This is a genomic window from Burkholderia reimsis (assembly GCF_003294055.1).
Classification (GTDB): domain Bacteria; phylum Pseudomonadota; class Gammaproteobacteria; order Burkholderiales; family Burkholderiaceae; genus Burkholderia; species Burkholderia cepacia.
In genome coordinates this window covers 94,921-108,902 of sequence record NZ_QMFZ01000028.1, presented here as the reverse complement: position 1 = coordinate 108,902, position 13,982 = coordinate 94,921, and the positions used below count along the sequence as shown (strand labels likewise).

Here is a 13,982-nt window from a genome sequence, read left to right as displayed (position 1 = left end):
GGATCGCGTGAAGCGATGGGCGGGGCGGGATCAGATTGGTGTCGTGGCTGTACCAATCGGCTGCAACGAGGCGCGTTCGTGCGCCCGGTCAGGCCGCGGCCGGAACGATCCAGCCTTCGCGGTCGCAGTAGGCGGCCGTGTAGTCGATGAACGCCTTGACCTTCGCAGGCAGCAGCGCGCGGTTCGCGTACGCGAGCTTGATCTCGACGAAGGCATCGACGAGATCGGCGTCCGGCAGCAGCTGCACGAGCGCGCCGGACGCGAGTTCGGCCCCGACGAGCGTTTTCGGCACGACGCCGATGCCGAAGTCGTGCATCACCATTTCGCGGTTGAAGACGGGGCTGTTCGACGAGATGTCGAAGCGGAACGGCACGGTCAGCGTGTCGCCGTCGATGCGGAACGACAAGGCGGGCCGCCGCAGCGACGGCGACATCGGCACGAACGGATGGTCGGCGAGATCGGCCGGCGCTTGGGGATGCGAATGCGCGCGCAGGTACGCGGGTGTCGCGACGATCACGACCGGAATGCGTTCGACCAGCCGCACGACGGTCGTTTCGCTCGTCAGCATGTACGGCACGACGATGCCGATGTCGTAGCCTTCGCCGACGAGATCGACCGGGCGCTCGGTCAGCGTCACGTCGAGGCGCACCTTCGGGTGCGCGGCCTTGAAGCCGGCGATCAGCGGCACCAGCCGGTTCAGCGCGGCCGTCGTGTGCGCGACGAGCCGCAACAGGCCTTCGGGCTCGCGCGTCGACGCCTGCGCTTCCGCTTCGAGCGAGTCGAGCTCGTCCAGCACGGCCGCGCAGCGCTCGTAGATGCGCTCGGCGGTTTCGGTCAGCGACACCTGGCGCGTGGTCCGGTGCAGCAGCCGGCTGCCGAAGCGCGCTTCGAGATCCGCGACCGCGCGCGACACGACGGGCCGGGCGAGGCCGAGCATGTCGGCTGCGCGCGTGAAGCTGCGCAGCTCCACCACCGACCGGAAGATCCTCAGCTTGTCGATGTAGTCCATGTCCGTCTCCTTGATGCGAGGGCCGGCCACCGGCCTGGTTACGGCGGAGTGTACATTGACTTTATGCATATGCACATATAAATTGCGAGACATGAACGACACCTCGATTTCCCAGGCGTGCAACTGTCTCGCGCTGCGTCAGGCGGCGCGTTTCGTCACGCAACTGTACGAACGCCATCTGGCCCCGGTTGGCGTCACGCCCGCCCAGTTCTCGATCATGTCGAACCTGACACGCAGGCCCGGCCTGCTGATGAGCGAACTCGCCGATAGCCTCGTGATGGATCGCACGACGCTGCTGCGCGCGCTGAAGCCGCTGCAGCGCGACGGCTTCGTCGCGACGGCCGCGTCGGAGCACGATGCGCGTGCGCATGCGTTGAGCCTCACGAAGCCGGGCGAGCGCACGTTCGCGCGGGCGCTGGTTGCGTGGCAGGCCGCGCAGGACGAATTCGAGACGCAGTTCGGACGCGACCGCGCGAAGGCGCTGCGCGACGAGCTGTTCAGCGTGACCGCGGAACGGTAGACGAATCGGCGGCAAACTGGAGCGAAATTCGAGCCATTGCCCACTTCGGTAATGCTGTAAGGCTGAAATTGGTTTTTTAAACTGTCCGGATCGGCGTGGATCTGGACAGTTTTTATTTCCAGTTGTAGAGTCCCCTGACGGATTTCACGGGCCGGCGCCGCCGGCACGCGTCAGAGGAGCAACCGATGCTGCAGTTGAGTGACCGCGACAGCGCCATGCTGCGCGGGGATGACGGCGATGGCGTCGCGCGCGCGATGCGGATCGTCGCACGCACGGCGCAGGTGATGTCCGCGCCGCACCTGATCGACATCACGTCCGCGCATATCGACGGCTGCCTTTACCACGGCCGGACGAGCCTCGACTTCGTCGAATATTTCGTCGACACCGGCGCGAAGGTCGCGGTGCCGACCACGCTGAACGTCGGGTCGCTCGACCTGATCCATCCCGAGCTGTACCACGGCGACCGCACGATCCAGCGCGACGCGCAGCGCCTGATGGACGCGCATCTGCAACTCGGCTGCGAGTCGAGCTTCACGTGCGCGCCGTATCAACTGAAGAACCGTCCCGCGAAAGGCGAGCAGATCGCGTGGGCCGAATCGAACGCGATCGTGTTCGCGAACTCGGTGCTCGGCGCGCGCACGAGCCGGTATGGCGATTTTCTCGACCTGGCTGCCGCGATCACCGGGCGCGCGCCGTATGCGGGGCTGCATGTCGAAGCGAATCGCGCCGCGCGGATCGTGTTCAACGCGCCGGACTTCAGCCGCCTGCCGTCGCGCGACATTTATTTCGCCGCGCTCGGTCTGCTGATCGGCAGGATCGCGGGCGCGGTCGTGCCGGCGATCGTCGGGTTGCCGGCGGATACCACCGAAGACGAACTCAAGGCGCTGGGCGCGGCGGCCGCATCGAGCGGCGCCGTCGCGCTGTTCCATGCGGTGGGCATCACACCCGAGGCGCCGACGCTCGACGCGGCGTTGCACGGGCAGGCGGCGCAACGCACGGTCGATGTCGCAATGGCCGACCTCGACGAGATTCGCCGCACGCTGAACCACGGCGCGGCCGGCGATGCACTCGTCGCGGTGGCGCTCGGCACGCCGCATTTCTCGCTGGCCGAATTCCGCACGCTCGGCACCTTGCTCGACGCGTTCGACGGCAAGCCGGCCTGCGATTTCTACGTGAACACGAGCCGCTTCATCTTGTGGGAACTGGAGGAGGCCGGCCTTGCGGAAAAATTCTCCGCGCGCGGCATTCAGATCGTCGTCGACACCTGCACGTACATCACGCCGGTGATGAAGCAACTGTCGGGGCTGGTGATGACCAATTCGGGGAAATGGGCGTCGTATGCGCCCGCGAACATCGGCGTGACGGTCGCGTACGGCAGCATGCGCGAATGCGTGCGGTCGGCGTTCGAAGGAAAGGTGCGATTCGATGACTGAAGCGACGGCGATGGGCAAGGGCTTGACGGGCGACACGCTCGTGCCGGGCAGCGCATGCGCGCGCGCGTTCGTGCTCGACAAGCCGCTCAGTTTCTGGGGCGGCTACGATTCGGGCGCGGGAAAGATCGTCGATCGCGGGCATCCGCAGGCCGGTGCGAGCCTCGCCGGCAAGGTGATGGTGATGCCGCACGCGAAGGGCTCGAGTTCGAGCAGCAGCGTGCTCGCGGAAGCCGTGCGCAACGGCACGGGGCCGGTCGGGATCGTGCTGAAGGAGCGCGACCTGATCATCTCGATCGGCGCGATCGTGGCGGCCGAGCTGTATGCGATCGCGGTGCCGGTGGTGTGCGTGAGCGACGACGTGTACGACGCGATCGTCGCCGCGACGGGCGAGGTGCGGATCGAGGCGGGCGAGGGTGACGGCGGGGCGCGGATCGTCGTCGGCTGCTGACGCGTCGCGCGCTTATCGCGTCAGAGAAAACGGATGTTCGGCGTATCGTCGTTCGCGAGCGACAGCACCTGCCTTGCGGCGTTCATCTCGCGCTTGCCGCCGGGCTGCCTGAGCCGCCGGATCTCGGGCCAGACGATCACGCCGAACACGGTGCGCAGGATCGTGCTCAGCAGGAAGAATCCGATCGCGCCCCCGGCGAACCACGCGAACGTGTCGAGCATCCCGTCGAGGCTGCGCGACACCGCGGACATGATGCCGAGAATGAAGACGAAGACGACCAGCAGGAATAGCGTCGCGAACACATCGATGCGGGCCCCGGCGACTTTCGCGGGTCGAACCAGATACACCGAGGCGTCGGTCGCGTTGCGGATGCCGTAGATGGCCGGGCGATCCGGGCCTTCGGCGTATGCCACCTCCAGCCGATCGCCCGCGACGATGAACAGGCTGCGCGTGGCGCCGGTCACGAGCGTGAGCGGCGCGTCGAACGTGTCGAGCTGCAGCGCGATCTCCTCGATGCCTTGCGTCGTCCAGCCGAGATTGTTGCTCCAGACCTGCGTAGTGATCGTCTTCTGGCTGACGGACGTCACGCGGCCGGATGCGATTTGCATGGTGCGGCCGGTCATCCGTTGCTCCGTTCCGTCGTGAACCCGGCGGGTTCGTATTGCCACTTTTGCTGCGCCTCGCGACGCTGAGGCCGGAACACCAGATCGGACAGCCCCGCAGTCGCGAGCAGGATGCCCAGCAGGCTGATGATGCTCGCGAGCAAGGCCAGGACGCCGACGAACGCCCAGCCCGATCTGAACACGGCGGCACCGATCAGCAGGCTCAGCACGAAGACGATCGACGCCCATGTGAGCAGCGTCAGGTTGCTGTCCCTTTGTCCGAGCGCATCGTAGGGTGCGATCGCCAGGTCGCTGCTTCTGAGCCACGCGATCCGGTGACGGCCGCGATCGTCGAAGATGCATGCGCGCACGGCCATCCCGGGCTTCAATCGATCGATCTGCTTGAATGCCTCCGCGTCGAAATCGTCGGCGGCGATGAAGTAGCAGGCGTTCCGCATCGTCAGGCGATAAAGCGGCACCTTACTGCTGTCGGCCTTGATCCGGACGAGGTTCGTATCGATACGGTCGATCGTCGACTCGATCAGCGTGGTGTGATTGGGCATGGGGCGGGAGAGTGCGCCGGTCGGCGCCGCTTGGGCGTGGGATTGATCATACCGATGAAATCACGGGCCGGCACCTCGTGCCGGTCGCGGCCCTGCGTCAGTCGCGTGCCGTGCCCGCAGCCGCCTCCCGATAGGCGCTCGGCGTCTGCCCGGCCCAGCGCCTGAACGCGCGCGTGAAATTCGCCGGGTCGGTGAATTGCAGCCGCTCGGCGATCGTCTTCAGGTCGAGATCCGACGCGGCGAGCAACTGCTTCGCGTCGCGAAACCGCGCTTCGTCGAGCAACTGCCGATAGCTCGACCCGGCTTCCTCGAGCCGGCGCCGCAGCGTGCGTGTCGACACGAGCAGCGCATCGGCGAGCGTCTCCGGCCCCGGGTAATCGCCGGCTCTGCGTGCCAGCTCCGCACGCACGCGTTCGACCAGATCGCCTTCCTCCTGGCGCACCTGCGCATACTCACGCTCCACCTGCACGAGCGCCTGCCGATGCGCGACTTCGTCGGCGAGCGGCAGCGGCCAGTCGAGCACGTCGTGCGCGATCCACAGCGCGTTGGCCGCGCAGCCGAATTCGACCGGCGGCAACTGGTCGCGATAGCGTGCGAAATAGGGCGGCTCCGGCCACGTGAATTGCAGCGCGATCGACGGCGACGCGCGCCCGGCCCATTGCGAGATGTTCTGCGCGAGCCCGGTCAGCACGAATTCGAACATCACGTGATGCTGCAGCACGGGGCTCGCCTGCACGCCGTGCAGTTCGAGCGTCGCGCCGCGTTCGTCTTCTTCATAGGTCAGGCGATATTGGCGGTTGCGCATCCGGAAGTAGCGCTGCGTGACGGATAGCGCGTCGCGGATGTCCCGCGCGGTCAGGGTCGCGTAGCCGAGAAAGCCGTGCACGGTCGGCTTCAGCAGCAGCCCGAACGCGAGCCCGATGCCCGGATCGCCGCCGATCTCGATCGCATTGAGCACGAGCCGCCCCCATTGCGACGGCGCGACGCGCGCGTCCGGTTCGGCCAGCACCGCATCGCGCAGGCCCGTGCCGGCGCGCACGGCGGCCAGGTCGACACCGCGCGCGGCCAGCGCCTGCAGCAGCAGGCGCGTGTAGGCGACCGGAATCGTCGGCCGGCGCAGCCCGAGGCGGTCCTTGGCGAGAGGGGAAGTCATGTCGGTTTGGCCGGAAATGACAAGCATTATGGCTGTTTGCCCCCTCACGTTCAAGGCGGCGCGCGCCTACGATGTCACGCATCGCTTACTGGCACGATCATCATGACGACACCCTTTCCCCACCTGCTCGCGCCGCTCGATCTCGGTTTCACGACGCTGAAGAACCGCGTCTTGATGGGCTCGATGCACACGGGCCTCGAGGACAGCCGCAAGACGCTGCCGCGGCTCGCCGAATATTTCGCCGAACGCGCGCGCGGCGGCGTGGGCCTGATCGTGACGGGCGGTTTCGCGCCGAACGTGGCCGGCTGGACCAAGCCGTTCGGCGGCATGCTGATGACGTCGGCCGCCGCGCGGCGCCATCGCGAGATCACCGGCGCCGTGCATGCGGAGGACGGCAAGATCGCGCTGCAGATCCTCCATACGGGCCGCTACGGTTATCACCCGTTCGCGGTCGCGCCGTCGAAGATCAAGTCGCCGATTTCGCCGTTCGCGCCGCACGAGCTGAGCGCGCGCGGGGTCGAGCGGCAGATCCGCGCGTTCGTCCGTTGCGCGAAGCTCGCGCGTGAAGCCGGTTACGACGGCGTCGAGATCATGGGCTCCGAAGGCTACCTGATCAACCAGTTCATCTCGATGCATACGAACAAGCGCACCGACCAGTGGGGCGGGTCGTACGAGAACCGCATCCGGCTGCCGATCGAGATCATCGAACGCACACGCGAAGCGGTCGGCCGCGATTTCATCCTGATCTACCGGCTGTCGATGCTCGACCTGATTCCGGACGGCAGCGACTGGAGCGAAACCGTGCAGCTCGCGAAGGCCGTCGAGCGCGCGGGCGCGACGATCATCAACACGGGGATCGGCTGGCACGAGGCGCGCGTGCCGACGATCGCGACGTCGGTGCCGCGCGGCGCGTTCGCGTGGGTGACGAAGAAGATGAAAGGCGAGGTCGGCATTCCGCTCGTGACCACCAACCGGATCAATCGCCCCGAAGTGGCCGAGCAGATCCTCGCGGACGGCTGCGCGGACATGGTGTCGATGGCCCGCCCGCTGCTCGCGGATGCCGAGTTCGTGGTCAAGGCCGCACAGGGCCGTGCCGACGAGATCAACACCTGTATCGGCTGCAACCAGGCGTGTCTCGATCACGCGTTCAAGAACAAGATTGCGTCGTGCCTGCTGAATCCGCGCGCGTGCCACGAGACGGAGCTGAAATACACGCCCGCATCGCAGCCGAAGCGCATCGCGGTGGTGGGCGCGGGGCCGGCCGGGCTCGCGTGCTCGACCGTGCTCGCGCAGCGCGGCCATCGGGTCGACCTGTTCGACGGCGCGGCCGAGATCGGCGGCCAGTTCAACATGGCCAAGCGGATTCCGGGCAAGGAGGAGTTTCACGAAGCGCTGAGCTACTTCGGCCGCCAGGTCGAGCTGACCGGCGTGAACCTGCACCTGAACCGCCGTGTCGACGCAAGCGACCTGATCGCGGGCGGCTACGACGAAATCGTGCTCGCAACGGGCGTCGCGCCCCGCGACCCGAAGATTCCGGGGCAGGACGGGCCGAACGTGCTCAGCTACATCGACGTGCTCGCGGGCAGGCGGCCGGTCGGCCGGCGTGTCGCGGTGGTCGGCGCGGGCGGGATCGGCTTCGATGTCGCCGAGTACCTGGTGCAGGACGGCGAATCGCCGGCGCTCGATCTGGACGAGTGGAAGGCCGAGTGGGGCGTGACCGACCCGGCCGCGACGCGTGGCGGCGTGACGCGTGCGCAGGTCACGCCGCCCGCGCGTGAAGTGACGCTGCTGCAGCGCAAGGCCGCGCCGCTCGGCAAGGGGCTCGGCAAGACGACCGGCTGGATTCACCGCGCGACGCTGAAGATGAAGCAGGTGAAGATGATCGGCGGCGTGAACTACGAATTGATCGATGCGCGCGGGCTGCACGTGTCGTACGGCGAGCAGCGCACCGATCACGAGCTGATCGAAGCCGACACGATCGTGCTCTGCACGGGGCAGGAGCCGCAGCGCGCGTTGCTCGCGCCGTTGCAGGCGGCCGGGCGTTCCGTGCACCTGATCGGCGGCGCGGAACTGGCCGCCGAACTCGACGCGAAGCGCGCGATCGATCAGGGTGCGCGCCTCGCGGCGCGGCTGTAACGGGACGGCCGCGCGTCGCCGCCGTCACTCCATTTCGGCGTGTTGGGTCTCGCGCTCTTCCGCTTCGAGCATCGCCTTGACGATCAGATAAACGGCGGGCAAATCGTCGTCGTCGCGCTTCCAGTCGACGGCTTCCTCGACGTCCGCGGCGACCATCCGGCTGTCGCGCAGCCGGATGAAGGCGTCGACGACCGTCGGATCGTTGCGGTTCAGGAAGCCGGAGTTCGAGAACGCCAGCTCCTCGACATTCAGCAGCGCCTGCCAGCTCATCGTGCGGACGGCGGCCGGATGGCTGCGGCGCCGCAAGCCGAGCGCCCGCTGCGCGGGGCCGCCGACGACACGCTGAAGATCGACGACCGCCTGCCGCGCGGCGCGCTCGAAGTGGACGGGATTGAAGCCGGGTTGCTCGGGATCGAATGCGGATGACTGGAACATGGTCGCCTCACTAAAGACCGTCTCGGGGGACGGAATTCGGGTCAAATGACGCAGAAACACTGTAAATATATACAGTGATCGGCGCACTTTCAAGCCCCCGATGACAGCAGATGGCAGCCGTCCGGCAACCGGGCCGTGTCAGACCGCCGCCGCGATGGTCTCCCGCAGCCACCGATGCGCCGGATCGCGATGCACGCGCTCGTGCCACAGCATCGACATTTCATAGCCGGGCACCTCGACCGGTGCGTCCACCACACGCAGCGCAGGCACGTCGCGCACCAGTCGCTCGGGCAGCATCGCGACGAGATCGGTGCTCGCGACCGCCGACATCACGAACAGGAAGTGCGGCACGGACAGCACGACGCGCCGCACGGCACCGACCTTTGCGAGCGCTTCGTCCGTCACGCCGAAGAAGCCGCCGCCATCGGGCGACACGATCACGTGTTCGAGCGTGCCGAACTGCGCGAGCGTGGGGCGCCGCTTCAGCTTCGGATGCCCGGCGCGGCCGATGAGCACATAACGCTCGACGAACAGCGGCAGGCGCCGCATGCCGGCCGGCGACCCTTCCGTCGTATGAAAGGCGAGGTCGATGCCGTTTCGTTCGGCATCCTGCTCGATGCGCGGCGGCGCGAGTTCGACGACGGCGAGCCGCGTACCGGGCGCGGCCGAGCGCAGCGTGTGCAGCGCGGGCAGCACGATCGTCGATTCGCCGTAGTCGGTCGCGGCCACGCGCCACGTGTTGGTCGCGGTCGCCGGATCGAACGGTGTGGCCGGAACCACCGCGCGCTCGACGGCTTCGAGCGCATCGCGCAACGGCTCGCGCAGCGTTTCCGCGCGTGCGGTCGGCCGCATCCCGCGCGGCCCCGGCAACAGCAGCGGATCGCCGAACAGGTCGCGCAGTTTTTGCAGCTGCACGCTCACCGACGGCTGCGACATGTTCAGCTTCTCGGCCGCGCGCGTGACGTTGTGCTCGGCAAGCAGCACGTCCAGCGTGACGAGCAGGTTCAGGTCGAGTCGTCTGAGATTATTCATGGCTATACCTGGAATATCAGGAATTCATTTCAAATATACCTTCGGCGGCGGCATCCTGTAGTCGTTCAATCAAAGGAGTGACGAACATGAATGTGCTGATCGTTTATGCCCATCCCGAACCGCGTTCGCTGAACGGCGCGCTGCGCGACTTTGCCGTCGAGCATCTCGAAGCGGCCGGCCACGCGGTGCAGGTGACGGATCTGTATGCAATGAACTGGAAGGCGGCGTTCGACGCGAACGACGTGACCGGTCGTGCACCCGACGCGCGGTTCGATCCGTCGCTCGACTCGAAGCACGCATTCGCGGCCGGCACGCAAAGTGAAGATATCGCGCGCGAGCAGGAGAAGCTGAAGTGGGCCGACGCGGTGATCCTGCAGTTTCCGTTGTGGTGGTTCTCGATGCCGGCAATCATGAAGGGCTGGGTCGAGCGTGTGTATGCGTACGGTTTTGCGTATGGCGTCGGCGAGCATTCGGAGACGCGCTGGGGCAACCGCTACGGCGAAGGGTCGCTGGCCGGCAAGCGGGCGATGCTGATCGTCACGGCAGGCGGGTGGGAATCGCACTACAGCCCGCGCGGTATCAACGGGCCGATCGACGACGTGCTGTTTCCGATCCAGCACGGGATCCTGTATTACCCGGGGTTCGACGTGCTGCCGCCGTTCGTGATCTACCGGACGGGCAAGATGAACGACGCGCGCTTCGACGAAACGCGTGCGGCGCTCGGCAAGCGTCTCGATGCGTTGTGGACCGCGCAGCCGATTCCGTTCCGGCGACAGAACGCGGGCGATTACGAGATTCCGGCGTTGACGCTGAAGGAGGAGATCGTGCCGGGGACGGTGGGGTTTGCCGCGCATCTGGCGCACGCGTAGTGATGACGCATGGCGGGCCCGCTCGGGAAAGCGGCGCGCGGGCATATCGACACCAGCGCGCGAATCGAGCCGTTTCCGGAGATCGGCGCGACGGATGAGCGGAAGCCGGCCGCGTGGCAACCCGATCCACCCCGGCGGATGGCGAAACGAAACGGGCGGCCCGCGATGCAATCGCGGGCCGCCCGTCTTGTCGGAACTCGATCGCCTGCTTACCGATCGTCTTCCCGCACCGAAGACGGATGCCGGCACAGCGCGCGCACTTCCATCTCCATATACGGGAACAGCGGCAACTGGCTCAGCAGGTCATGCAGTTGCTGCACGCTTTCGACGTCGAAGATGCTGACGTTCGCATACTGCCCGGCGATCCGCCACAGATGACGCCAGATACCTTCGTTCATCAGCCGCTGGCACATCGCCTTTTCTTCCGCCTTCAGCGTGGCCGCCTTGACCGGATCCATGTCCGTCGGCAGACGGACGGTCATTTCCACATGAAACAGCATCCTGCACTCCTTGCGTTGTCGATTCGTCGAACGGGAAGGCCGCTCACGCCTGCGCGCGGGCTCGCTCGACTTCGCTTGCCGGCACGTCCTGCTTTTCCTTGAGCAGCGAGAAATCGAAGTCGATCAGCGCGAACTGCCCGTCGACGCCGTACGGCTTGCCTTCCGCGCCTTCGGCCTGCTTGATCTTCGGGATCAGCCCTTCGCGGGTCGCGAATGCGAAGTCGTCCCAGATGTGCGGATCGCCTTCGATGTTGATCTGCGTCGTCAGCTTACGATAACCGTCCGCCGAAACGAAGAAGTGAATGTGCGCGGGACGATGGCCATGGCGGCCGAGCTGGTCGAGCAACTGCTCGGTCTTGCTGCCCGGCGGCACGCTGTAGCCGACCGGCAGCACGCTGCGGAAACTGTAGCGGCCTTCCGCGTCGGTGCGGATCGAACGGCGCAGGTTGAACGCGGGCTGCGATTGATCGAAGTACGAGTAGTTGCCGAGATGGTTCGCATGCCACACCTCGACGAGCGCGTTCGCGATCGGCGCGCCGTCCTTGCCGAGCACCTGGCCGCGCATCACGAGCGTCTGGCCCGGATCGGTGCCGTCGTCGAGGCGCGCATGGCCGACCGATTCCGGCGCGCCGGCAACGTACAGCGGCCCCTCGATCGTGCGCGGCGTGCCGCCCTCGATGCCGGCCTTTGCTTCGGCCTCGTCCATCCGCACGTCGAGGAAGCGCTCGAGGCCGAGGCCCGCGGCGATCAGCCCGAATTCCCGACCGGCTTCGTTCAGGTAGTTGAGCGCCGTCCAGAATTCGCTCGGCTGCACGTCGAAATCCTCGATCGTGTAGCAGATGTCCTTCACGATCCGGTTGACGATCGCGCGCACGCGCGGGTTGCCGGGCTTCTCCGCGGCGTCGTCGAACGTTTTCAGCAGGGCGTCGATGGCTTGCTTGTCCATGTGTGTCTCCGGTTTCGGTTGTCGTGTGGGGTCAGCGGGCGTCGCGCTTCATGCGTTCGATGCGGGCCCAGTCGAAGGTGATGCCGAGGCCGGGCGTCGCCGGCAGGTGCAGCTTGAAATCCTCGTAGCGCAGCGGCTCGACGAGGATTTCCTCGGTGAGCAGCAGTGGGCCGAACAGCTCGGTGCCCCATTTCAGCGAGTCGAACGTGCTGAACAGTTGCGCGGACGCCATCGTGCCGGCCGCGCCCTCGAGCATCGTGCCGCCGTACAGTTCGATGCCGGCCGCCGCCGCGATCGACGCGACGCTCGCCGCGCCCTGCAGGCCGCCCGATTGCGCGATCTTCACCGCGAACACGTCGGCCGCGCGATCCTGCGCGAGCGCGAACGCATCGACGGGGCCGTGCAGCGTCTCGTCGGCCATGATCGGCACCTGCGCGAGCTGCGTGAGGCGTTTCAGCCCCGCGCGGTTGGTCGCGGCGATCGGCTGCTCGACGAGGCTCACGCCCGCTTCCGCGAGCCGTGCGCCGGCCCAGATCGCGTCGGTTTCGCTCCATGCCTGGTTCACGTCGACCCGCACGTCGCCGCGCTCGCCGAGCGCGCGCTTGATCGCGACGACGTGTGCGACGTCGCTGGCGACCGCGTTCGAGCCGATCTTCAGCTTGAACGCGCGGTGGCGGCGCGCGTCGAGCATCGCTTCGGCTTCCGCGATGTCGCGCTGCGTGTCGCCGCTCGCGAGCGTCCAGGCGACGTCCACCGCGTCGGCCCGGCGGCCGCCGAACAGTTCCGACAGCGGCACGCCGAGGCGGCGCGCCTGCGCGTCGAACAGCGCGGTCTCGATCGCGCACTTCGCGAAGCGGTTGCCCTGGAACAGCTTGCGGGCGCGCGCCATCGCGGCGCCCGGGCGGGTCGCGTCCATGCCCTGCAGCAGCGGCGCGAAGTAGGTGTCGATGTTGACCTTGATGCTTTCGGGGCTCTCCTCGCCGTAGGCGAGGCCGCCGATGGTCGTCGCCTCGCCGACGCCTTCGATACCGTCCGTGCATCGAACACGGACCAGCACGAGGGTCTGGCAATTCATCGTGGCGACCGACAATTTGTGGGGCCGGATCGTCGGCACGTCGACCAGCAAAGTCTCGATGCGTTCGATGGTGGCGGCAGTTGCTATCATGCGATTCCTCCTGTTGGTGCACATGGTAGGAATTCCCGCCCCGCGTCGTCCAACACTCTTTCCGACTACTTCCATACCTTTGAGGCATGAAATGGAATTGCGCCAGCTCCGCTACTTCATCGCCGTCGCCGAGGAAATGAACATCACGCGGGCGGCCGAGCGGTTGCACATGACGCAGCCGCCGCTGAGCCGCCAGCTCCAGGCGATCGAGGACGAGATCGGGCTGCCGCTGTTCGAGCGCGGCGCGCGGCCGCTGAAACTGACGGATGCGGGGCGCGTGTTCTATGCGCAGGCGAAACGCCTCGTCGACCAGGCCGACGAGCTCGGCCCGCTGACGCGGCGGCTCGCGCAGCTGTCGGAGCGGATCGTGATCGGTTTCGTGCCGTCGACGCTGTACGGCGCGCTGCCGGACGTGATCCGCGCGTTTCGCGAGGCGCAGCCGGACGTCGAACTGTCGCTGATCGAAATGTTCACGCTGGAGCAGCTCGGCGCGCTGAAGGGCGGGCGGATCGACGTCGGGTTCGGCCGCCTGCGGTTCGACGACGACCAGCTGGTGCGCGAGGCGCTGATCGAGGAAAAGCTGATCGCCGCGCTGCCGGTCGGGCATCCGCTCGCCGATCCCGATCGGCCGCTCGCGCTCGCGGATATCGCGAACGAGACGCTGATCGTCTATCCGAGCACGCCGCGGCCGAGCTTCGCCGATCAGCAGCTGTCGGCGCTGCGCGACGGCGCGCTGGTGCCGGCGGCCGTGCACGAGGTGCGCGAGCTGCAGACGGCGCTCGGGCTCGTGGCCGCGCAGGTCGGCGTGTCGCTGGTGCCGGAGAGCGTGGAGGGCGTGCGCGTGAAGGGCGTGGTTTACCGGCGGTTGCCGGAGCCGGCCGCGACGTCGCCGATCATCATGAGCCGCCGGCTGCACGGCGAAAGCGCCGCCACGGCCGCGTTCTGCGCGATTGCGCGGGAGATGATCGGGGCGTCGGCCTGACGAGCATCGCCGCTTTCAGGCATTGCAACTAACGGTCTGTTTCGGCGGGCGCCGGTGGATGCGGAGGGGGTGTCGTAATGTCACGCGCGTCGATGCAAGTGCCGCGCCGGTTTTGCGGGTCGCAGGCCATAAGCCATAAGCCATAAGCCATAAGCCACAAGCCACAAGCCACAAGCCACGGGCCGCGCC

Annotated in this window: 15 protein-coding genes; 6 read left to right on the top strand and 9 right to left on the bottom strand. The window is 67.1% G+C overall.

Annotated features, from left to right (window positions below; genetic code table 11):
- Window positions 1–88 precede the first annotated feature (88 nt).
- Complete coding sequence (locus tag DPV79_RS28265) at window positions 89–1,009, bottom strand: LysR family transcriptional regulator (RefSeq protein WP_060065297.1); 921 nt, start codon at window positions 1,007–1,009, stop codon at window positions 89–91.
- A gap of 91 nt (window positions 1,010–1,100) precedes the next feature.
- Between DPV79_RS28265 and DPV79_RS28260 the strand changes: the two genes are divergently transcribed.
- The 3 genes from DPV79_RS28260 (at window position 1,101) to DPV79_RS28250 (ending at window position 3,410) form a co-directional block, all read left to right on the top strand.
- Window positions 1,101–1,529, top strand: a complete 429-nt coding sequence (locus tag DPV79_RS28260) for a MarR family winged helix-turn-helix transcriptional regulator (protein WP_113047039.1) — start codon at window positions 1,101–1,103, stop codon at window positions 1,527–1,529.
- A gap of 185 nt (window positions 1,530–1,714) precedes the next feature.
- Window positions 1,715–2,962, top strand: a complete 1,248-nt coding sequence (locus DPV79_RS28255) for an aconitase X (RefSeq protein WP_113047038.1) — start codon at window positions 1,715–1,717, stop codon at window positions 2,960–2,962.
- The gene (locus DPV79_RS28250; RefSeq protein ID WP_113047037.1) at window positions 2,955–3,410 is read left to right on the top strand and encodes an aconitase X swivel domain-containing protein; all 456 of its coding nucleotides are present in this window, start codon (window positions 2,955–2,957) and stop codon (window positions 3,408–3,410) included. Before DPV79_RS28255 ends, DPV79_RS28250 begins: the two co-directional genes overlap by 8 nt.
- 20 nt (window positions 3,411–3,430) lie before the next feature.
- Here the strand turns inward: DPV79_RS28250 and DPV79_RS43105 are convergent, their stop codons facing one another.
- The 3 genes from DPV79_RS43105 to DPV79_RS28235 all read right to left on the bottom strand — a co-directional run bounded on the left by DPV79_RS43105 (window position 3,431) and on the right by DPV79_RS28235 (window position 5,755).
- Window positions 3,431–4,018 (bottom strand): hypothetical protein, encoded by a 588-nt coding sequence (locus DPV79_RS43105; RefSeq protein ID WP_244321826.1) that lies wholly within the window; start codon window positions 4,016–4,018, stop codon window positions 3,431–3,433.
- Between the two features lie 11 nt (window positions 4,019–4,029).
- Window positions 4,030–4,575: a hypothetical protein gene (locus DPV79_RS28240; RefSeq protein WP_165843582.1), complete on the bottom strand. Its 546-nt coding sequence runs from the start codon at window positions 4,573–4,575 to the stop codon at window positions 4,030–4,032.
- A 97-nt stretch (window positions 4,576–4,672) separates the two neighbouring features.
- Complete coding sequence (locus DPV79_RS28235; protein WP_113047035.1) at window positions 4,673–5,755, bottom strand: AraC family transcriptional regulator; 1,083 nt, start codon at window positions 5,753–5,755, stop codon at window positions 4,673–4,675.
- Between the two features lie 75 nt (window positions 5,756–5,830).
- Between DPV79_RS28235 and DPV79_RS28230 the strand changes: the two genes are divergently transcribed.
- Window positions 5,831–7,864, top strand: a complete 2,034-nt coding sequence (locus DPV79_RS28230; protein WP_113047034.1) for an NADPH-dependent 2,4-dienoyl-CoA reductase — start codon at window positions 5,831–5,833, stop codon at window positions 7,862–7,864.
- Between the two features lie 24 nt (window positions 7,865–7,888).
- Here the strand turns inward: DPV79_RS28230 and DPV79_RS28225 are convergent, their stop codons facing one another.
- Together DPV79_RS28225 and DPV79_RS28220 are read right to left on the bottom strand one after the other, a co-directional pair.
- Window positions 7,889–8,299: a DUF2471 family protein gene (locus DPV79_RS28225; RefSeq protein WP_027790981.1), complete on the bottom strand. Its 411-nt coding sequence runs from the start codon at window positions 8,297–8,299 to the stop codon at window positions 7,889–7,891.
- 138 nt (window positions 8,300–8,437) lie between these two features.
- Window positions 8,438–9,331 carry a LysR family transcriptional regulator gene (locus DPV79_RS28220; protein WP_021157299.1) on the bottom strand — a complete coding sequence of 298 codons (894 nt, stop codon included), beginning with the start codon at window positions 9,329–9,331 and terminating at the stop codon, window positions 8,438–8,440.
- Window positions 9,332–9,417: 86 nt separating this feature from the next.
- Here DPV79_RS28220 and DPV79_RS28215 point away from each other — a divergent pair, with 86 nt between their 5' ends.
- Entirely contained in the window at window positions 9,418–10,200 is a 783-nt protein-coding gene (locus tag DPV79_RS28215) for an NAD(P)H-dependent oxidoreductase (protein ID WP_113047033.1), read from the top strand.
- A 209-nt stretch (window positions 10,201–10,409) separates the two neighbouring features.
- Here DPV79_RS28215 and catC read toward each other — a convergent pair whose 3' ends face one another.
- Genes catC through DPV79_RS28200 form a run of 3 tightly spaced genes read right to left on the bottom strand, consistent with a single transcriptional unit; the run spans window position 10,410 to window position 12,811 of the window.
- Entirely contained in the window at window positions 10,410–10,700 is a 291-nt protein-coding gene (gene catC, locus DPV79_RS28210; RefSeq protein WP_021157297.1) for a muconolactone Delta-isomerase, read from the bottom strand.
- A 43-nt stretch (window positions 10,701–10,743) separates the two neighbouring features.
- Entirely contained in the window at window positions 10,744–11,646 is a 903-nt protein-coding gene (gene catA, locus DPV79_RS28205; protein WP_042973294.1) for a catechol 1,2-dioxygenase, read from the bottom strand.
- 31 nt (window positions 11,647–11,677) lie between these two features.
- A complete protein-coding gene (locus tag DPV79_RS28200; protein WP_113047032.1) occupies window positions 11,678–12,811 on the bottom strand; it encodes a muconate/chloromuconate family cycloisomerase in 1,134 nt (377 codons plus the stop codon).
- 91 nt (window positions 12,812–12,902) lie between these two features.
- Here DPV79_RS28200 and DPV79_RS28195 point away from each other — a divergent pair, with 91 nt between their 5' ends.
- Window positions 12,903–13,793 (top strand): LysR family transcriptional regulator, encoded by an 891-nt coding sequence (locus DPV79_RS28195; protein WP_021157296.1) that lies wholly within the window; start codon window positions 12,903–12,905, stop codon window positions 13,791–13,793.
- The last annotated feature ends 189 nt before the right edge of the window (window positions 13,794–13,982 follow it).